Raw genomic sequence first — 19734 nt, forward strand, 5'->3', positions numbered from 1 at the left:
GGGTTAGGCGGCGAAGCGCCGCAGCTCGCCGACCGCGCCGATCAGCGCGTCGGTGAAGCGCTCCATCTCCTGCTCGGTCGTGAAACGGCCGGGCGACACACGGAAGGCCTGCCTCGCGCGCGGCGTGTCGCCGAACATCGCCAGCAGCACGTGGCTCGTCTCCACCTTGTCCGTCGCGCAAGCGCTCGATGCCGAGAAGCTGGCGACCTCCCGCAGGTTGTGCATCAGCGCCAGCGGCTCGACCCCGGCGATCGACAGCGAGCAGTTGCCGGCGATGCGGTCGGTCGGATGGCCGTTTAGCTCGACGCCGTCGAGGGCGCTCATGACGCGCGCGGCGAAGGTCCGGCACATGCCGGCGAGGCGGTGGTCGTCGGCGCGCCCCTCCTTCGACGAGATCGCGAGCGCCTCTGCCATCCCGACGATCAGGGGCACGTTTAGAGTTCCTGAGCGCAGGCCGCGCTCCTGCCCGCCGCCGAACAGGACCGGCGCGAGCCGTGCGCGCGGTCCGCGCGACCGGGCGTAGAGCGCCCCGACCCCCTTGGGCCCATAGGCCTTGTGGCCCGACACGCTCGCGAGGTGCACGTTGCTCGCGCCGACGTCGAAGGGTCCGTGCGCCATGACTTGCGCCAGGTCGGAATGGAGTAGCACGCCACGCCGCTCGCACTCGGCACCGATCGGCGCGAGCGGTTGCGTCGTGCCCACCTCGTTGTTCGCGCCCATGACCGAGACGAGGAGCGTGTCGTCCCGCAACGCCGCGGCGACCGCCCCCGGGTCGACCTGCCCGAATCGGTCGACGCCGATCACCGTTAGCTCGTAGCCCTCACGAGCGAGCTGCCGCATCGGCTCGAGCACCGCGGGGTGCTCGACCGCCGTCGTGACGACGTGCCGGCGGTCGGGCTGGGCGCGGGCGGCGCCGAGGATCGCGATGTTGTTCGCCTCGGTGCAGCTCCCGGTGAACACCACCTCGTTGTCGCGCGCGCCGAGCGCGCGGGCCACCTTCGCCCGCGCATCGCCCACCGCCGTCTGCGCGGCGTGACCGTGGATGTGCTCGACGCTGGAGGGGTTGCCGAAGGTCGACGTGAAGAACGGCAGCATCGCCTCGACGACGCGGGGGTCGGCCGGCGTGGTGGCGTTGTGGTCGAGGTAGGTAGGCGCTTGCCGCGCGCTCATGCGGCGATCGCGAGGCGGACGACGTCCGCGGGCGACTTCGCCCGGACGGACAGCAGCCCCACGCCACGGTGTATGTGGGCCGCGAAGCGGAGGAGCAGCTCGTCGTTGGCGAGCGGTTCGCCCCGGCCCTCGTCCTCCTCGACGAAACGGACCATCGCGCCGAACACGCCGGTGAGCTCGCCGGTGAGGGTGTAGGAGTTGAACTCCTTCCCCTTATCGTCGGGCGCGCGGATGGTGCCGACGGGTCCCTCCTCGAGCGACATCATCGCCGCGATCCGGCAGAGCAGGTTGGGCGTCAGGCCGGTCCGCTGCTGCAGCGAGCGCAGCCGGCTGGTGGCGTCGAGCGACGCGTTAAGTTTTGTGTAGCGCACGCACTTCCCCCTTTCTTCCTTCGGCGAAGTATCCGGCGGCGACGGACGTCGCGCGCTGCTCGGGATCGTAGTCCAGCCGGTAGGCGTGGCTGACGCTGGCGCCGAGCTTTCGGAGCAGCGGCCCGTCGATCTCAGTGTCGGTCGACAGCACGATCACCTGGTGGCTAGCCTCGGGGAAGTAACGCTCGACCAGCGCCGTCCGGTGATCGAGGTCGAGGCGCGCGAGCGGCGTGTCGATGATCATCGGCAACGGGCGCCCGCTGGTGCGCGCGAGTGCCCAGAGCATGGCGATCGCGTAGACCTGCTTCTCGCCCGCGGACAGGCTCGACTTGGGGATCTCGCGCCCGCTGCGGTCGATCAGCGTCGTCTCGAACGTCGACCGGTCGATGCGTGCGTCGGCGATGAAGTCGTCCTTGCGCGAGAGGTGGTTGAACCGCGAGACGAACGCCGCCTGTAGCTGGGCCAGCTTCTGCTCAAGCAGCCGCTCCTCGTATTGCTCCAGCGCGACGCCGACGCGCTGGGCGAGCGTCGCTCGTCCGTCGGCCGCCTTTGCCTCGTTCTGCGCGCGCGTCAGCTTGTCGAGCGTCCGCTCCGCGGTGAGCCGGCGGAACTCGAGCTGCTTGAACTCCTCTGCCTTGGTGCGGACGGCGGCCTCCGCCGACTCCGCCTCGCGGTCGGCGAGCGCCAGTTCCTGCGAAAGCATGCCCGCGCCGTGGCCGCGTGCGCGCTGGAGGTCGGCCTCGATCGCGGCGAGCCGCTCTGTCTGGGCCTCGATCTCGGCGGCGAGCAGCGCGGCCTGCGGCGCGACGGCGTCCCTCACCTGTCCGAGCGCGTCGAGCAGGGCGTGCCGGTCGGCGATCGGCAACGACTTCAGCACCGACCCGGCGGCGGTGGGGCGGGTGGCCTCGCTGGCGAGGAACCGCTCGATGTCACGCCAGTGGCCGGGCTTCCAGGCCGCCTCGCGTTCGGGCTCACCGATGGCGCGCCACGCGAGCAGCCGCTCGCGCAGCGCCTCCGCTTCCTTCGTCGCCGTCGCGTCCGTCGATGCCCCGAGCGCGTGCCCGATGCGGCTCAGCAGCCGGGGCGCGACGGCGAGCGGCAGCAGGCCGCCGGCCAGTTCGCGCAGCTCGGCGGTCCGGCGGTCGAGCTGCGCCTTCGCGTCGTCGCGGCCGGCCTCGAGCTGGCCTCGCCGCGTGGCCGCGTCGCCGCCCTCGGCGAAGTAGCGGCGGCGGGTGTCGGCGGCGTGGTCCGTGGCCTTGGCGGCCGCCGCCTCGAGGTCGGCGAGGTCTTGGGCCATCTGGTCGACGTCGCGGCGCAGAGACTGGTGCTCGCGCTCGGCGGTCTCGAGCCGGCGCGCCGCGCCGCTGTCGCCCTTGCGGGAGTGGCGGGCGAGGTAGAGCGCCAGGTCGACGCGCAGGCGACCGACGAGCTCGATGCCGAGCAGGCCGCGGACGGCCTCGGCCAGACCCTCGTGCGAACCGTCGTGGGCGATCTCGGCGATCTTCTCGCCGTCGAAGAAGAAGAACTGCGATACGCCGGGCGGCACGAGGTCCTGGAGGAACTGCGCCCACTCCTCGGGCGGCACCGAGCTCACCAGTTCGCCGTCTTTGTAGAGGTCGAGCGTGTCGGTGACCTTGCTGCCGCGCGAAGGCCAGCGGCGCTCGACACGGTAGCGGTGGATGACGCCAGCCTCGGCGTAGTCGAACTCGAGCCCGACCGCGGCGTGCTCTGGTGTCGTCCCGTCGGCCGCGACGTGGACCCGCGACGCGAGGTGCCGCTCGTATTCGGCCTGTCCCACGCGCGTCCCGAGCGCGCGCTTGCCGTAGAGCGCCAGCCGGACTGCCTCGAGCAGCGTCGTCTTGCCGGCGCCGTTCTTGCCGCCGACGAGCACGACGGGACGGTCGCGTTCGGCGTCGCGGCCGGGCACGAGGTCGAGGGTCTGGCGTCCCGAGTAGAGGCCGAAGTTCTCGAGCGTGATGGTGCGCAGGATCATCGGCTCAGTCCTGCCCGCCGTCGAGGAGCTCGGCCTCGTCCACGGCGTCGTCGACGTCCTGGCCGCTGTCGCCGAGCAGGGCCCGGCGCTCGGCGATGATCTCGTCGATGTCGCGCCACTCGCGCCGGAACGTGTTCTCGATGCCGGTGTGGACGCCGTGCCGGCGCTTTAGGCCGTGCGACGCGCGCTCGACGTCTAGCAGGCGGACGACGAGTTCGGTTGGGACGCCGTTCTCGGCGCAGACCTGGTCGAGCAGTTCGCCGTCGTCGGCGGTGAACGCGACCGCGTCCTCGGACACCCAGGCCAGTTCCTTGCCGAGCACCTCGCGCACGATGCGCGGGACCGAATCCTCCCAGTCGCCGCGCTCGGTCCGCCAAAGGCGACGGATCTCGTGCAGCTCGGCCTCGGTGATCAGCGTCGTGTTCTCGCCTTCGGGCGCACTCGCCTTGATCTCCTTCTGCGTGACGAGCAGCTGGCGCAGCATCTGGCGGCAGTGGGCCATCGTGTAGGGGCCGGGCATCGGGCGCGCGGTCTGGCCGATGAAGGCGACCGAGCCGGACCGCCGGCGGGCCTCGCGGTATTTGAGCTTGTCGTCGGGCACCTGCGTGCGCGCGAGGTCGTCGCGGAACTCGAGCAGCGGTGTCATCCACTCTTCGCCGGAGTCGATCATCGCCTCCATCGCGCGGTCGCGCTCGACCACCGTGCAGACCCAGCAGCCGAACCGGGAGTTGCCGCACGAAGGCGTGGTGTCGTCGACGACCAGGGGGCACTCGCCCGCTGAGGCGGCGTTGCGGTACATGGCGACCAGGTCGCGGTTGTCGTTGCCCCAGGGCGACTGTTCCTGGAGCAGGTATGTCCACACCTCGTCGGTCGAGAAGTCGGCGATCGGTGCGTAGACGAATGCGTTGAGCAGCGACGAGTGGCGCGACAGGCGCGAGCCGGCGATGCTGTGGAGGGACATGACCTGCGCGCGGGTCGCGGATTCCTGCGAGCGGACGCCCAGCACCATCACGACCTCGCCGAACTCGGCGACGCGGCTCTTGATGAACTCGTTGGCGGGTTCGATCTTCAGGCGCTCCGTGCACCAACGGAACTTGCGCGACGGCGCCGGATATCCCCGTCCCAGCAGGTTGACCCAGAAGCTGCGGTCAACGTCGGGAACGACCTTGTGCGGCTCGAACGGCATCCCCTGCTCGGCGGCGGCTGTCCCGATCCTCTCGAGCGAAACGTCGATGTAGCGCGAAACGACCGGGGTCTCCACCAGCGTGTCGGAGCTGATCACGTAGACCGGTTTGAGGCGCTGCTCCGGCGGTAGGTCGGCGAGCGCGGTCCAGACCAGCTGCAGCGCGGTCGTCGAATCCTTGCCGCCGCTGTATCCGATCACCCACGGACGGCTGTCCGCGAGATAGATTTCGCGGATTTCCGCGCGCAACGACGCCAGGCTCTTGCCGTCCAACTTCCCCGTGCCCTTGCTCATGCCCGTTTTCCCATTCCCGATGTTAGCCCCAAACCTTGCCCAGATGAATCCCCCAAGTTGCCCTGGACCGCTTTTTGTTCTCGCGCGGCAGCTTCGCCACAGTGTTTCCCGCGGACTGCATTTCCCGCTATTCTTCCGTTGCTTGGGAAATACGGCGGGGTGTCGATGGCGAATGCGGAGCAGGCGGACGGGGGGCGCGCGCAGACGGCTGACGCGGTCGGGCGGCTGAAGGCGTTCCTCGGGACCGAGATGGCGATGAGCCACGTCTACCAGCCGGTCATGATCCGGACGATACTGCAGGGCGGCGGCGCCGCGACGCGGCGGCAGATCGCCGCGGCGTTCCTGGTGGCCGACCTAAGCCAGCTCGAGTATTACGAGAACGTCGTGGGCCGCTATCCCGGGCCGGTCCTGCGCAGGCGTGGGATCGTCGACCACGAGCGCGGCGTATACCGGCTGGCTGCGGGCCTACAGCGGATGGACGAGTGGCAGCGTGCCGAGCTCGTCGCGCTATGCGACGCCAAGGTCGCCGAATACGTGTCCCGGCGCCAGGCGACGGTCTGGTCCCATCGCGCCGCGAACGCCGACCCGGTGCCGGGAACCCTGCGCTGGCAGGTGATCAGCCGCGCGCGGGGAAGGTGCGAGGCCTGCGGCGTCAGCAGCGAGGTGCGCGCGCTGGAGGTCGACCACATCGTTCCGCGGTCGCAGGGCGGATCGAACGACCTCTCCAACCTGCAGGCGCTCTGCAGCCTCTGCAACGTGCAGAAGCTGGACCGCGACAGCACCGACTTCCACGCCGCGCACGCGGAGGTGGCGCTCCGGGCGGACGGCTGCCCGGTCTGCGCGGCGGTCGACGTGGATGACGAGGGTGCGCTGGCGCTCGTGGTGCGTTTCCCGGACGGACCCGCGGTGGCGCCGCGTCGCCATGGCGCCCGGTGGCTCGACCTCTGGCAGCCGGAGGTCAACGCGCTTCGCCGGGTCGAGTCGGCGGCCGGCTTCGCGCCCGACGTAGCGATGTCGTCGAAGATGGTGGCCGCGGGTCCCCACGATCTGGGTCATCTGGTGCTGAGGCATTCGCTGTGAGCGGCCCGACCGTCGTCAGCCCCACCGTGTCGCCGCAGCCGCTGGGGCAGAGCGAGCTCGAGCTCGCCGCCTACAACCAGAATTCAGAGACGTTCAGGGCGCTCAACGCGCTTATGTGGCAGATTCCCCTTATCGCGATGACGCTGACCGGCGGCCTGTGGTTCGGCGTGTCGAGCCTGTCGAGGGAGAGCGGTCTCGCCTATCTCCGGCCGGGCCTCCTGCTGCTGGCCGCCGTCGGAGACCTTCTCCTGATCGTGGTGCTTGAGCGCCTGAGGCACATCATCGGCGAGTATCTGACGTGGTTGCGAACCGCGCTGCCCGCCGGCCACGTCGCCGCGCCCGGCGACCGGTGGTATAACTCGTCGCGCATCGTCAAGCTGTCGTTCCAGATCATGTTGGGGTCTGCCGCGCTGATCAGCGCCGTGCTATGCTATCTTACGATGACAACCGTGACCGACGATCCCGCGAGGGCCACGCCCCAGGCCGTCGTCGCCTGGTATGATGCGCATGCCCGCGAGTTGGCTGATGGCTACGAGGGGCTCGACGCCGAGAAGACCCATCCGAGGCTTTTCGCGATGCTGCGTGGCGTCAGGGGTGCCCGGATCCTCGATGTCGGCGCTGGGACTGGCCGCGACGCGGCGGCTCTGGCGGCGCTCGGCCACCATGTCACGGCGGTCGATCCCTCTGCCAAGATGCTGCGACTGGCCCGGGCGCTGCATCCCGATTTGGACATCCGCTGGCTAATCGACGCGATGCCGGCGCTCGGCAAGGTCCAGGGCGATTACGACGTCGTCCTGCTTAGCGCGGTCTGGATGCACGTCCCGCCAGCCGACCGCCGGGCGGCGTTCTCACGCCTGGTCGATCTGCTGGCGCCGGGCGGGCGGATCTACATGACGCTGCGGCTCGGTCCGGCGGATGTGGACCGGGCCATGTGGACGGTCGACGCCGACGAGGTGCGCGGGCTCGCGTCCGCACGGGGCGTCGTGGTGACCGATCTCGGGGTCCAGCCGGACCTCCTCGGCCGCGACGACGTGAAGTGGCAGACGCTTGTGGTGAGCAGGCCCGGCTGACCTCGCGGCGCCGGCCAGGTCCACGTAATCCCGGCGCATGCATGCTCGGCCGTTCCCGAGGGACGCCTACGTTCCCTACCTTAGGCGGGGCTCGGGCATCGTGCCGGGCGCCCAACGGATGAGGTCAAAGTCAAGCCGCGCAATTGCAGTTGACCTTCGGCTTCCGTCGCCGGGCGCGAGATGCGGGATCTGCGGAAAATAGATGCGTCGAGGGCACCACCTGCTGCGATGTTCCGAACCACCTCGAAGCCGAGTTTTAGCATACGTCTGAGCTTCAGCTGGTCGGTGTGGATTCTTCATGTAGAGGTCAGGACTTCCATCGGAGCCGTTTAGGGCTTCGTTGGCGCCGCTGTCCGCGATGCCCCCGCCGTCTCCGAACCCTCTGCTAGTTTGCCCGGATAGCGGCGCAGTCCGGCAACGATCGGGGCGACCAGCGCTCGACGCTCCTGCTCACTCGAGGCGCGCAGATACCCCGCGGCGCCCAGGATTTCCCCAGCGCGCGTCGCGATCGCCGACAGGCGGTGAGCCTCCCGATTGCCTAGCAACGGCAAAGGGAGGGGATCGGCATTCGCGCTCGCGCTCCTTTCGAACGCGCTCAGTCTTTGGAGGTATTCGCCGACCCACCCCATCGCCAGCTCCCGCGAGTGGTGACGGCGTTCCAGCCATTTCGGGAAGATTGCGACGGTCATGCCCGAGAGGAATGCGAACAACGCAGAGAGCAGGGCGATCACCAGCGGCTTCAGTCCGTCCGCACCGGTCGGCGGTAGGACGCTGCAGGCGGCGGCGTTCGTGATGCCGGGGCGCGGCGCCTCCTCCATCCAGCTGGGCCCTGCCAGCGGTGCATTGCTATCCGCCACGATCACGCCCTGCGGGTCGGCCCTTACGGCGCGGCAGTCTCGGCCACCCTCCGTCGACATGCACAGGCTTCCTGCGGTTGCCGGCGTCGCCCCGGTCACGACCACGGTGCGGTCGGCGGCGGTGATCGTGCAGGCGCTCGATGTCCCGGCCAGCACACAAGTCGCGAACAGCGCCGCAGCTGAAAGCGCAGTGCGGCACGCCCGGATACCCAGGGGGGCCATCACTGGCCGGCTCGCGCGAGGAAGTCCTCGATGTAGCGGCGCGCGAATCCCGCGATCTTCGGGTCGGCGTTCTTGGCCATGATGATCCTCTCGACCGTTGCGGCGACGGATGCCCGGATCTCCTCGAAGAACCGGGAGTGACCTGTCTGCTCCGCCGTCCTGATGAGGCGCAGGAACAGCCAGCAGTGGTAGATCGAAGCCGCCACCCATTCGTGCCGCTGCGACGAGCGCCGATAGACGTCCTTCGCGAACCGCTTGACTCCGCGCGGCAGGAAGGTGCCGAAGAACACGTTCTCAAGATAGATCATGTTCGGAACCAGGTGTGCGCGCAGCATTCGCCCGAACGTCGTGGCCTCGTAGCCATACGAACCGGCCTCGAAGTGGTGACCCGCGACCATGTTCTCGCGGATGAGGATCGCGAGCGAGAAATCGAAGAACGGCGAGGTGCGCCAACCGCGCTTCTCGAACTTGCGGACGATCTCCTCGACGCGGAGCGGCTCCGGCCCGCTCTCGATCAGCAGGTCCAGGATCCGCAGCTTCTCGAGCAGGAACTCGATGTCGTCGTATCCCTCGTAGGGGATGTGGTAGTTGAAGACGTTGCCGACGTATCCGGACTTCGTGTTGTTGTCGCGCAGCACGTTCTGAAGGTAGCTGGGATCGGCCTGATGCAGCGTCAGGTCGATCCCGTCGCCTTCGATCCTGATGAAGTTGGCGAAGCGCTCGTTCTTTGCGTGGAGCAGCATATCGACCAGGCGGTATTCTTTGCGCTCCAGCAGTTCCGTGGTCTCGTGCCGCAACCGTTCCAGCAGGTTTTCCCGCGACCGCTCCCTGCCGCTCTTCTCCAGCGTTTCGAGGGCGGGCTGGAATAGTTCTTCAAGCACGTTGCGGGCGAAGTGCACCCGGTAGCGCACGTTCTGCATGAATAGGTCATCGATCTGGCGAGGACGGAGGCCCAGCACCCGGCCGAGCTGCACTTGGATCTTGGAGAAGAATTCGAGGATCTCGTCCTTCGCGACGTTGGCGACCCCGTCGTCACTCGTAAAGAGTGGGGCACGGGTCGCGTTGCGCACTATGTCCCGGAACTCGGCGGGGACGATATAGTAGGTCGGAGTCTCGAGATCGATCAAGGCTTGGGAATAGTCGCGCCAGAACAGTTCATGCGTGTTTGGGCGCATGGTTACTTGGAACGCCGGATAGAGATGACCCCTCGTCCGGGGCAGGCAGACCTTGTTGCCGTCGGTGAGCCAACTCGCGATGGCCTCGAGGTTTTCGCGATGCCGGGTGTAGCCAATGAAGTCGCTGATCTGGACGTAGTCGAGCCCGTCGAAGATCACAAACGTCTGTATGCCTTCGGCCTCGACGAACTGCGCGAAGGGTTCTAAGCGCGCCTGCCGCTCTGGATCGCCGAGCACCTCGTAATACCAGCGCCTCCGGTCACGGAGTTGTGGAGAGGTGAACTCACGGATCGCGCGTTTGACTTCCTGGATCGTCTTGGCGAGGTCGATGCCCGCCGCCTTTTGCTCATCTTCCGGCCCGTATCGGTCTTCGGCGAACGCGACTAGCTTGTTCTGGACGCTGGCGTCGCGAAGATCGATTTCGGGCCAGGCGCACTCCTGCGTTGGTGCGAAGGTGGCGGCGCCCTCGGTCGATTCAGGATCCTGATGTAGCTCTGACCAGCCAGCGTGGAAAAGGTCGCGCAACATGGAGCAGAAGACGACTTGCTCTATCAAGCTACGTAGCTTTTCGCGTCGAGCCTGATCCGCGTTCGGCTGATGGTTGTAATGCTTGCCGACGTGCACGTCGAGCTTTCGATATTCAACGCGGCTCACGACTATGCGCTCGCCGCGAAACACGGGGTGATATCGGGTCTTTAGCAACTTGTTGAAAGTGGTTTTACCTGACCCGACATCGCCGATAAGCACGGTGATCCTGTCGACCCGGGCTTTGATGGCAGGAATCAAGTCGTCCGACACCCACCCGTCGATCGTGTCCTTGCTCCGGTTGACAATCGCTCCCTCTGACAGGCCCCGATGATCGGGTCTTCGCATGAACGCCTTGATGGTCCGGTGCCGGGGGAACTGATAGCGCTTGTCCCAGTCTGCAAGCTGAACCTCGCCGAACTTGAACTTCCTAAAATCTGTGTCGAGTGTTGCTAAGTGGCGCTTCAGGTCTGGCTGGGCCGCAATCCGCGCAAGGTCGCCATTAGCCGTGGGCGGCGTCGCTTTGTTGAGAAAGGCGGAATGTGACCACTCTTCATAGAGGTCATCGGGAGCGAAGGCAGGCAATCCCTTGGCGTCGAACTTGCCGCGCAGAAATTCTTCAGCAGTCACCTATTCCCCCCGCGCCGACACCCCCGTGCGGCGAATTAATGGTCTAGCGCAGATTGTTAGAAGCGGAATAGTGTTTCTAAGTCGATTTGGACACGACCACTTCCGGGCATTTCCTCATCTTCGATGGAGCGGTCATTCGAAACATCGGCACGGCTTCTCAACTGTCCTTCCTCACACCGATCAGCCCTTGAAGGACTGGCTCCAATCGGAGAGCCACGCCCTTCCCCATCCAATGGCCGCTTACAGAGCCTGACTACCGGTATTTGATTGACTATTCAATCAAGTTGTTCGATCTTCGCGGGAGGTCGTCGCACGTCGCGGCGGCCAGTTTTGGAGACCGCTGTGAAATCTGTATTAGTCGCTTGCGCGTTCACTGCCTGGTTCGCGATCGCGCCGGCGCGCGCGCAGGAGTTGAAGCATGACTTCCACTTGGACGCTCTCGTCGGAACGGGCGTGGGAGAAGACCGGGTCGACAATAACGTCAAGGGAGGGGCGTCCGTGGGTTACGATCTACGGACTGGTGGCGTCGTCCTCGGAGCCGAGGCCGAATTCTTCGATGCCGCTTCGCTCGGCGTGCGAGTGGGCGCGGCACTGCCCGGGGGCACACTCTTATACGTGAAGGGGGGCTACGCCACGACCCGGGTCACCATATACGCGCCAGGCGGCACGTTGCTTGACCGCCGGTGGATCGACGGCGGTCGGGTGGGTGCAGGCGTGCAGTTCCCGATATCCCGGAAGCTCTCGCTAAAAGGCGAATACCGCTACACCAACTACGAACTGGGATTGGAATCCCATCAGCTCGCGGCGGGGCTGGGCTTCCACTTCTGAGTGTTCTGGCCGAGCGCGGCGCAAGGTTGCCGTGTTCGGCCAAAACGTCGAGGATTGCTCAAGCCGTCCGCTAGGGTGAGGGCCCCGCTCGAAATGTGCCGAGCGCAATGGAAACTGGGCCGAAAATGTCAGCGCTCGACTTCTACGCAAGCCAGTCTTCGCTGGCGGACGTTTATCCAAGACGCTCGGGGCAACTCCACGCTCACTTGGCGACCGGCGGGGCGGCGAGCGAACGCCGCCAAGACCAGACGGGGCCGTCCTCGGGATCGATCACGGCGCCGCCGAATGCGAATCCGTTGGCGTCGAGCACGCGAGTCGATGCATTTTCTTCCGGCAGCGTGTGGGCGATCACCTCGCGCGCCCCGTTAGCCCGCGCCACCTCGATCAGTTGTCGCGCCATGCCCGTCGCTACGCCGTTCCCCTCGACTTCGGGGAAGGTGAAGTATGCAATCTCGACCCGGCCGTCCCGATCGGGGGAGTGCTTGAACCCGCACAGGCCAGCGACCATCCCAGCATCGTCGGCGACGCCCCACCAGGAATGCCACGGATAGGCCCGTTCGACGCGCTCGAAGGCCGCGAACACGTCCGCCAGTTCCGCCGCGCCGTCCGCCCCATCCGCGAAGCCGAGCGCGATCCCGCGCTCCAGCTGCGGCGAGGGATCCGCAAGATCGGTCGCCTGCGCAACGGCCAGTGAGATACGCTTATCCATTCAAGCCCTTTCAGGAAGTTCGCTGGGATGCAGGCGACCCGGTTCCGGTGGGTGACAGCTTACCCCTTGAGGAAGCCGAAGCTAAATAAACTTGAATGATCGTTCAAGCGGGTTTAGCTGCGGTGTTCGGAGAGCCGCCGGCTGGTCGGCTGGCCATCTATTGGGAGGGAACAATGAGACTATCCATCGGCGCCATCGCGGCCGCATTGGCGGGGTCCCTGTCCGCGAGCTACCTCGCGTTGAACCATGGCCTGCTAGTTGGAGCAGGCGCTGGTATCGTGATCGGCGCGGTCGTGGGTGGCATCGTCCAAACCTTCGCGTCCGTCCGTCCGTCGGATGAGAACCCGTGACATCGGAAGTGGCGAACCACACCGATGCACACAACTACTTGATTGAACGATCAATACACTGCAAGCTCATGTTCCTGGTGGAGGGTTGTGTGAAATGTCCTGGGGAGGGTTTGCCGCGGCGCTGATCGCAATTGGAGGGGCGCTGGTTCCGTCCACGGGCGAGGGGTCGGATCCCGTGGTGCCGGTCATGGTGGACGGGCCGGAGTGGACCGTGGAGGATGCCTCCCCATCAGGCTCTCCCTTCGTTGAGATCGACGGGCGTAGAGCAATTCATCTTCGTCGCGGTGTTGCCGTTTTCGAGCGCGGCCAGACCCGGGATGGCGTTCTGGAAGCGGACCTTCGTCCCACCGCGGCCAACGGCGGATTCCTGGGCCTGGCGTTCCGCGTCCAGTCGCGCGAGCACTTCGAGCTGGTCTACGTCCGGTTCGGGCACAGCGGGCAGGCGGACGCCGTGCAGTATGATCCCTTCCTCAATGGGTCGATAACCTGGCAGCTTCATCCCGAGGCGCAGGCAGCGGCGGCGTTGCCTTCCGACCGCTGGACCCACCTGCGCATCGTCTTCGCCGGGACACGCGCGAAAATATTTGTCGGCGATGCCTCGAAGCCGACGCTAGTAGTGCCGAACCTGTCGGAGATGCCCGTAAGTGGGAAGATCGGCGTCTTTTCCCTAGCCGATGGCGGCTATGTATCGAACCTCAGGTTGACACCGCTCGTAGGGACGGCGGGACCGTCCGCGACCCCTGCTCCGGCAAAAGGCACGATCGTAGACTGGCAGGTGTCGCCTTCACTGGACGTGCGCAAGATCGATCCGTCAAGCTATCCCGCCACCGACAACTGGACTTGGCGGGACCTGCGGTCTGACCCGTCCGGCATACTTGTGGTGAACCGTATCTACGCGTCCTACACGGGCTTCCCGCCGACGCGGGCGGACATCGAGGCGAGACGCGCGCCGGGACGTTTGGTCTTCGCAAGAGCGACGATCCGTTCGGACCGTCCGCGCGTGCGGGCGCTCGATCTCGGCTACAGCGACAACGTCACCGTCTTCCTCAACGGGCGACCGCTCTACACCGGTGCGAACGCGCTGGGCTACCGCGAAGCGGGGCACGCCGGTCGAATCAGCCTTAGCGACAAGGTGGCCCTGCCGCTGCGCGCCGGGCGGAACGAGCTGATGGTGGCGCTGTCGGATTACGGCGGGGGCTGGGGAATGCAGGCGCGGCTGGAGCCGTAGATCTTGAATGTGTGGTCGTCCGCCGCGGGTGGCCACGAACGACGTCGAAGGAATACCCCTTGCACTTCGGAAACCGGCGGACGTCATGTTACATGATCCTCGCATCTTGCGCGCTTCCTCGCCGGTGGTGAGCGACGCGAGCAGGCGCGAGCTCCTCGCGATCGGACTCGCCCTTCCGCTAGCGGTGGCGGGACGGGCGCATGCCGCGGAGGTCGCGGATGCCGGCGGTGGCCTGCTGCAGGCCATTCGTCGAAGCAGCTATCCGATGAGGATGGCCGGCGGCGTATTCGGCGGTAGCGGATGGTCGTTCATCGAGCAGGCGGCGAAGGGTTCTGATTTCGTGCTCTTGGGTGAGGAGCACGGCGTCGCCGAGATCCCGACGTTCGCCGGCCAGCTGTTCGATTCACTGGCGGCGCGTGGCGACGCGCGGCTGTTCATCGAGGTCTCCGATCCAGCCGCGCGGATGATGGACCTCGCCCTCGCCGACGGCGGCGTCGGGCGTCTCGCCCGGTGGATCGACGGCGACGCCTTCGGGGTTGCCTTCTACGGATGGCGACAGGAGGCGGAATTCCTCGCGCGCGTCAGGGCGAATGCGCCCCGCGACAGGCGCGTCGTCTACGGAACGGATTACGAGCCGTTCGCCACGCGGCGGATCCTGGAGGAGCTGGAGAGGCTGGCGGAGCATACGCCGCAGGCGGCCATGATCGCCGCGGTCCTCGACGACGCCCTTCGTCGGCGTGCCGATGCGGCGGCGTCGCGCGACGTGGGAAGGCTGCTGGGCTTCGGCGGCGATCCCGGTCCGGTCGATTCGATCGTGCGCGCGTGGCCGTCGGCGCCTCCGGCGGCGAAGCTGCTGCTCGAGACGCTGCGGACGACGATGGAGATAAACCGTCTGTTCGTCGGCGGTCAGCGCTGGCGGTCGAACCAGATGCGTGCCGACTTCCAGCGCGCCAACTTCCTCCGCCTGTATCGGGGCATCCGGGCCGAACGCCGTTCCGCGCGGGTGATGATGAAGTATGGCGCAAACCATCTCAGACGCGGTTTGGGGGACGCGAGGGTCTTCGACCTCGGAACACTCGTGCCCGAGCTCGCGGCGGCAGAAGGCCGGCGCTGCCTCCAGGTCGCGGTCCTGGCTGGTAGGGGCTCCGTCCATTCCGTCGTCGATCCGGCGAGCTTCCGTTCGATGCCCCAGCCCGCGACGGGGGCGACCGACTACGCATTGGACGCTTTTGCGGAGGTGGCGGGCGACACGGCCACCGTGTTCGACCTTGTGTCGCTGCGACCCGTGGTCAACGGCGCCGGTGGCGCGGGCCTCGACGGGCGCACGTCGGCCGTCATTAACGGCTACGACGCGTTGGTGCTGCTCCCTCACGCGACGGCGGCGGGATCCTTGTGAACGGGTCGCGCACCATGGGCGGTGCCTACGTCCGCAGCGTCCTCATGACGTTGCTAGACCGCGTTCGGGGCACGAGGCGGGGGATCCGCGATCATTTCTTCGAGCGCGAGGCGGTCTGGCCGGAGAGCGCGATCCCGTATGCACCGCCGACCCGGCGACATGCGCGGGAGTTCGGACGCTTGTTCGAGGCGGGAATCATCCGCGCCGTGGCCGGGGGCCGCTTCTACATGCATCAGTTCGCACTCCGGCATGCGCGCGACAGGGCCGCGCGCCGCGCCGTCCCCTGGGTGATCGTCGCGGCGGTGGCGATCTCCTACCTGGCGACCCGATTCTACGTCGACGCCTCCCAGCTGGGCAACTAGCCGTTCGGCGACCGGTTCGACGCACCGGCGACATGTTCCTCCGCGACGCTGCAACCTCTTGCCCGCCTGCGCCCCTATGGCGGCGAAAGCTCAAGGGATGCGGGTGGAATGCAGATCACGGCCAGCCAGCTCTACGACCACGTTTCCTGTCCCCGCCGGGTCACGCTCGACGCCTTCGGGGATCAGGGTGAGCGCGACGCGGTCAGCCCTTTCGTGCGCATGCTGTGGGAACGGGGATCGGCGTTCGAGGGCGATGTCTTCTCGCGGCTGCCCGGCGGCACCGCGCTGCTCGGCGATCGCGAGGGCGACCGGCAAGCCGCGACGCTCGCGGCGATGGACGCGGGTGTCCCGATGATCCAGGGCGGTCGGATCGCGGTCGATGACCTGCTCGGCGATCCCGACCTGCTGATCAGGGTCGGCGACGCCTACATGCCCGCGGACGTCAAGTCCGGGAGGGGCGAGGACGGGGACGGCGACGGTGCCAAGCTCAAGCCCCATTATGCGGTCCAGGTCTCCCTCTACGTCGACATACTGGAGCGGATGGGCCGTTCCGCCGGGCGCTTCGCGGAGATCTGGGACGTTCGCGGCGAGCGGGTCAGATACGAGCTCGGCGAGGCGCGCGGGAGCCGCGACCCGCAGACCTGGTGGGACTTCTACAGCCGCCGTCTGGGCGAGGTCCGCGCGGCGCTGGCCGGCGACGTCGAGACGCGGGGCGCGCTGGCCGCGTCCTGCGGTCTCTGCCACTGGCACTCGGTGTGCCGCCGCGAACTCGAGGCGGCCGACGACCTGACCTTGATCCCGTCGCTGGGGCGGGCGCTGCGCGACAGGATGATGCCGGTGGTAAGTTCCGTCGGCGCGTTCGCGACCTGCGATCCAGACGCCCTGGTCCAAGGGAAGCGCACGGCGTTTCCGGGCCTGGGTCCCGAGCGGTTGCGGCTGTTCCAGGCGAGGGCCCGCCTGCTCTCAGACCCCGACGCCCGACCCTACCTGCGGGCGCCGGTCGAGCTGCCGGTCAGTCCGCTCGAGGTGTTCTTCGACATCGAGGCCGATCCGATGCGAGACCTGGTCTACCTCCATGGGTTCGTCGAGCGCCGCGACCATGATCCGGCTACGGACCGGTTCACCGGGATATTCGCCGAGGGGGCCACCGCCGAGGACGAACGCCGCGCCTTCGCCGAGGCCATGGCGTTCCTCGCGGCGCGACCCGAGGCCGTCGTCTACTACTACTCGAAATACGAGCGGACGATGTATCGCAAGCTGCAGTCCCGCTACCCCGATGTGTGCGGGCCCGATGAGGTGGAGGCGCTCTTCACGTATCCCAGGTCGGTCGATCTCTATTTCGACGTGGTCACGAAGGCCACGGAGTGGCCGACGCGCAACCACTCGATCAAGACGCTCGCCAAGTATCTCGGGTTCGCGTGGCGTGACACCGATCCGTCGGGGGCCGCGTCGATCGAGTGGTATCACCGCTGGGTCGAGACCGGCGACACCGCGGTGCGTCAGCGCATCGTGGACTACAACGAGGACGACTGCCGCGCGACCATCGTGCTCCTCGACGGCATCCGGGCACTCGCCTGATGCCACGCGTGGCGGCATTCCCAGGCCAGGCAGGTGCCTCGGTGCCAGCACGCCGAGCTACGGAACCGCTAGTCGCCGTTGCATACGTCGCATAGGGCCGCCTCTTCGGTCACGGTCCCTTCATTGACGCCGAACGCATTGCCGCAATGAAGGCAGACGTGCCGCGGCGGGCCCTCCGCATCGATGGTCGCCGCGGACCCGCGACGGCGCGCTGCATGCCAGGCGGCTCTCTCTTCTTCGGTGAAGCTCATCGTTCGCTCCGGATCTCGTCGAGGGCGAACGTGGCCCCGACGGGTTAAGAATGCCCTACGGACGGCCCGCCGAGGCGAATTCGTTCAACGGCCCTGCGGCACCTTCGACGCACCGACGGGAAGGGCGAGGAGTCGGGCTCCCACTTGTTCCCTTCCCTCGGTCCACAGGTCGACGTTCGTGGCGAACGCGGTGGCCGCCATCTCCCGGGGATGGATGAGCAGGAAGGAAGAGCCGCCGACGCTGCTGCCCCCGTGCCAGACCGCAGCCCCGCCGTCCGAGATGCGCCAGCCGAGGCCGTAACCGGTCGGCCTGCCGTCGCTGGTCCGCCCCTCGGTCCACATCAGCGCGACGGTTGCTGGACGCAGAAGCCGCCCCGCCATCAGCGCCTGGGCGAACCGGGCCAGGTCGCGGGGCGTCGAGCGGAGGGCTCCGGCCGCGACCCGATCGCTGAGGTCTACCGTTGGGCTGACCTTGAAGCCGGTTCCGTCCCGGCCGTAGGGCGTCGCGGCCCGCGAAGAGGGCTCGGTGAACCCGGTATCCGTCATCCGAGCGGGGCGCAGGATCTCGCGGCTGACATAGTCTTGGAACCGCATCCGCGCCGCGCCCTCCACGACGCACCCGAGGAGGACGTAGCCCCAGCTGCTGTAGAGGAATTTCGAGCCGGGCTCGAACTTCAGCGGATCGTTCGCGAATATCGATAGCGATGCGGCGATGGACGGGTATGGGGTCGAGCTGAGGAATTCCTCCCTGAACCGCTTGTAGTCGTAGTCGCGGATCCCGGCCTGGTGGCCGAGCAGCAGGCGGGCCGTGATCGGCTGGGCCTTGACCGGGAAGTCCGGGCAATAGCGCTGGATCGGCGCGTCGAGGTCGAGCCGTCCGCGCTCGTAGAGCTGCAGGACGGCGACGGCGGTGATCGGCTTCGTGATCGAGCCGAACCGGTAGATGGTCCGCGGCGTCGCGGTGGCCTTGTCGTCGATGTTCGCCAGGCCCGTGGCCGCGAGCCGCTCCTCGCCAGGCCGACTGATTGCGACCGAAAGGGAAGGAAGGGCGAACGTCATCCGTTCCGCATCGGCCTGGCGGGTGACTGCGCCATCGGTTCGCAAGGGGGTTGCGACCGATGGCGCCCCGGCGAGCGTCAACGCGACCACGCATGCAGGCAGTGCCGGCAGGTTGCGGCGAATTGTCACCGGGAACCTCCTCTAGCCCGACGCCACCTTTCCCCGGCTGTTCGCAAGTGACTCGATGTGCGCGCGTAGGTGCGCGACGTTCCGGTCAAAGAAGCCGATGTCACGATACGTGCGCGCCTGCATGACCGCCCCCTCCATCGTGGTGAGGACGAACTCCGCAAGCGCGCGACGGTCCAGGTCCGTCGGCAGGCGGTCGGCGGCGGCGTCGAGGCATTCCACGATGGCGGACGTCCACTGCGCGAGGTTCTCGGCGAGCAGCTGCCGGACCGCGAGGTCGGGCTCATGCAGCTCGAGGGCCAGGCTGCCGATCGGGCAACCGTATAGGCAGTCGGACTCGACCAGCATCGTCCGATAGGCGTTGAGGAGCGCGAAGATGCGGTCGATTGGATCCTCGATGCCGGCCCAGGCCGGGTCGAGCAGCATCTGCCTGATGCCGTCGCGATACATCTCCAGCACGCCCACCAAGACGTCCTGCTTGCCCGGGAAGAAGTGATAGAGGCTTCCGCTGTTCGCCTGCGAACGCGACAGGATGTCGGAAACCGAAGTGGAGCCGTATCCCTTCGATGCGAAAAGCTCCATCGCCGTCATGAGGATGCGGTGGCGGGTGTCCAGCGGGCTTCTGCCTTCAGGCATTGGGAATTCCTTGTCGAATGGTCTTATGTCGGGGAATGCGGCGGATGGCGCTCACTTGCCATAGGTCAGCTTCATCTGGTGCAGCAGCTGGGCGTTCGCGTCACGGAAGAAACCGATCAACTGGTCGCTGGTGGCGCCCCGCTGCCATCCCGAGGTCGAGACCACCACGCGAGTGCGGCCCTCGTCGAGCGGGATGAAGAGGACGGTGGTGACTGTCCGCTGGAAGACCGCCGCCGCCGAGAAGTTGCGGGGCGCCGCGACGTTGCGGAACGAGATCATCCGCTCCGGCACGAACGTGATGATCTGGTTGCGGATGTTGCCCGGATCGCCCAGCTTCGCCTTGGGATCGTAGCTGGCCTCCATGATGCCCCCGACGCGCAGGTCCATCGACGAGACGGGCGCATTCCATCGCGCAAACTCGACCGGATCGATGTAGGCGCGCCACAGCGTGGACGCCGGGGCGTCGATCGTTATCTCCTCCTGCAGAACCCGCGTCCCGTCGCGCGATGCGAAGGACGTGTCCTCGACGGTGGGATACTTGGCGACGGTCGCGCCATTCGCGGCGGTCGAGGTTATTCCCATTACTGCCATAAGCGCCAACATCGCTTTCGGGACCATCTCAATCCTCCTTCCATGGATCA

19 protein-coding genes are annotated in these 19734 nt (G+C 67.1%); 8 read left to right on the top strand and 11 right to left on the bottom strand.

What is annotated here, in order from left to right; genetic code table 11:
- Nucleotides 1–3: 3 nt before the first annotated feature.
- From E7773_RS15040 to dndC, 4 genes are read right to left on the bottom strand one after another with little or no spacing between them, the layout of a single operon-like run.
- Entirely contained in the window at nucleotides 4–1170 is a 1167-nt protein-coding gene (locus E7773_RS15040; RefSeq protein ID WP_293992907.1) for an aminotransferase class V-fold PLP-dependent enzyme, read from the bottom strand.
- On the bottom strand, nucleotides 1167–1541 hold the full coding sequence (dndE, locus tag E7773_RS15045) for a DNA sulfur modification protein DndE (RefSeq protein ID WP_293992910.1): 375 nt from the start codon (nucleotides 1539–1541) through the stop codon (nucleotides 1167–1169). The genes E7773_RS15040 and dndE overlap by 4 nt, the downstream gene beginning before the upstream one ends.
- On the bottom strand, nucleotides 1522–3534 hold the full coding sequence (dndD, locus tag E7773_RS15050) for a DNA sulfur modification protein DndD (RefSeq protein WP_293992913.1): 2013 nt from the start codon (nucleotides 3532–3534) through the stop codon (nucleotides 1522–1524). The genes dndE and dndD overlap by 20 nt, the downstream gene beginning before the upstream one ends.
- Before the next feature lie 4 nt (nucleotides 3535–3538).
- Nucleotides 3539–5011 carry a DNA phosphorothioation system sulfurtransferase DndC gene (dndC, locus tag E7773_RS15055; protein ID WP_293992915.1) on the bottom strand — a complete coding sequence of 491 codons (1473 nt, stop codon included), beginning with the start codon at nucleotides 5009–5011 and terminating at the stop codon, nucleotides 3539–3541.
- A gap of 165 nt (nucleotides 5012–5176) precedes the next feature.
- Here dndC and E7773_RS15060 point away from each other — a divergent pair, with 165 nt between their 5' ends.
- Complete coding sequence (locus E7773_RS15060) at nucleotides 5177–6091, top strand: HNH endonuclease signature motif containing protein (RefSeq protein ID WP_293992917.1); 915 nt, start codon at nucleotides 5177–5179, stop codon at nucleotides 6089–6091.
- The gene (locus tag E7773_RS15065; protein WP_293992920.1) at nucleotides 6088–7161 is read left to right on the top strand and encodes a class I SAM-dependent methyltransferase; all 1074 of its coding nucleotides are present in this window, start codon (nucleotides 6088–6090) and stop codon (nucleotides 7159–7161) included. The genes E7773_RS15060 and E7773_RS15065 overlap by 4 nt, the downstream gene beginning before the upstream one ends.
- A 329-nt stretch (nucleotides 7162–7490) precedes the next feature.
- Here the strand turns inward: E7773_RS15065 and E7773_RS15070 are convergent, their stop codons facing one another.
- On the bottom strand, nucleotides 7491–8240 hold the full coding sequence (locus E7773_RS15070; RefSeq protein WP_293992922.1) for a hypothetical protein: 750 nt from the start codon (nucleotides 8238–8240) through the stop codon (nucleotides 7491–7493).
- Entirely contained in the window at nucleotides 8240–10570 is a 2331-nt protein-coding gene (locus E7773_RS15075) for a hypothetical protein (RefSeq protein WP_293992925.1), read from the bottom strand. Before E7773_RS15075 ends, E7773_RS15070 begins: the two co-directional genes overlap by 1 nt.
- Before the next feature lie 342 nt (nucleotides 10571–10912).
- Here E7773_RS15075 and E7773_RS15080 point away from each other — a divergent pair, with 342 nt between their 5' ends.
- Nucleotides 10913–11398, top strand: coding sequence for an outer membrane beta-barrel protein (locus tag E7773_RS15080; protein WP_293992928.1), 486 nt, complete (start codon nucleotides 10913–10915; stop codon nucleotides 11396–11398).
- 202 nt (nucleotides 11399–11600) lie between these two features.
- Here the strand turns inward: E7773_RS15080 and E7773_RS15085 are convergent, their stop codons facing one another.
- Nucleotides 11601–12107 carry a GNAT family N-acetyltransferase gene (locus E7773_RS15085; RefSeq protein ID WP_293992931.1) on the bottom strand — a complete coding sequence of 169 codons (507 nt, stop codon included), beginning with the start codon at nucleotides 12105–12107 and terminating at the stop codon, nucleotides 11601–11603.
- A gap of 95 nt (nucleotides 12108–12202) precedes the next feature.
- Here E7773_RS15085 and E7773_RS15090 point away from each other — a divergent pair, with 95 nt between their 5' ends.
- From E7773_RS15090 to E7773_RS15110, 5 genes are all read left to right on the top strand, one after another.
- Nucleotides 12203–12457, top strand: coding sequence for a hypothetical protein (locus E7773_RS15090; protein WP_293992933.1), 255 nt, complete (start codon nucleotides 12203–12205; stop codon nucleotides 12455–12457).
- Between the two features lie 94 nt (nucleotides 12458–12551).
- Nucleotides 12552–13685 carry a hypothetical protein gene (locus E7773_RS15095; RefSeq protein ID WP_293992936.1) on the top strand — a complete coding sequence of 378 codons (1134 nt, stop codon included), beginning with the start codon at nucleotides 12552–12554 and terminating at the stop codon, nucleotides 13683–13685.
- 127 nt (nucleotides 13686–13812) lie between these two features.
- Complete coding sequence (locus E7773_RS15100; RefSeq protein WP_293992939.1) at nucleotides 13813–15081, top strand: hypothetical protein; 1269 nt, start codon at nucleotides 13813–13815, stop codon at nucleotides 15079–15081.
- 14 nt (nucleotides 15082–15095) lie between these two features.
- Entirely contained in the window at nucleotides 15096–15443 is a 348-nt protein-coding gene (locus tag E7773_RS15105) for a hypothetical protein (protein WP_293992942.1), read from the top strand.
- Nucleotides 15444–15551: 108 nt separating this feature from the next.
- Complete coding sequence (locus E7773_RS15110) at nucleotides 15552–17021, top strand: TM0106 family RecB-like putative nuclease (RefSeq protein WP_293992945.1); 1470 nt, start codon at nucleotides 15552–15554, stop codon at nucleotides 17019–17021.
- Between the two features lie 68 nt (nucleotides 17022–17089).
- On the opposite strand, the gene E7773_RS15115 is transcribed toward E7773_RS15110, so the two are convergent.
- The 4 genes from E7773_RS15115 to E7773_RS15130 all read right to left on the bottom strand — a co-directional run bounded on the left by E7773_RS15115 (nucleotide 17090) and on the right by E7773_RS15130 (nucleotide 19711).
- A complete protein-coding gene (locus tag E7773_RS15115) occupies nucleotides 17090–17272 on the bottom strand; it encodes a hypothetical protein (protein ID WP_293992947.1) in 183 nt (60 codons plus the stop codon).
- Nucleotides 17273–17356: 84 nt separating this feature from the next.
- Nucleotides 17357–18460 (bottom strand): serine hydrolase domain-containing protein, encoded by a 1104-nt coding sequence (locus E7773_RS15120; RefSeq protein ID WP_293992950.1) that lies wholly within the window; start codon nucleotides 18458–18460, stop codon nucleotides 17357–17359.
- Nucleotides 18461–18472: 12 nt separating this feature from the next.
- Complete coding sequence (locus tag E7773_RS15125) at nucleotides 18473–19093, bottom strand: TetR/AcrR family transcriptional regulator (RefSeq protein WP_293992953.1); 621 nt, start codon at nucleotides 19091–19093, stop codon at nucleotides 18473–18475.
- Nucleotides 19094–19144: 51 nt separating this feature from the next.
- Nucleotides 19145–19711: an SRPBCC domain-containing protein gene (locus E7773_RS15130; protein ID WP_293992955.1), complete on the bottom strand. Its 567-nt coding sequence runs from the start codon at nucleotides 19709–19711 to the stop codon at nucleotides 19145–19147.
- Nucleotides 19712–19734: the final 23 nt, after the last annotated feature.

The organism is Sphingomonas sp. (assembly GCF_004799495.1).
Taxonomy (GTDB): Bacteria; Pseudomonadota; Alphaproteobacteria; order Sphingomonadales; family Sphingomonadaceae; genus Sphingomonas.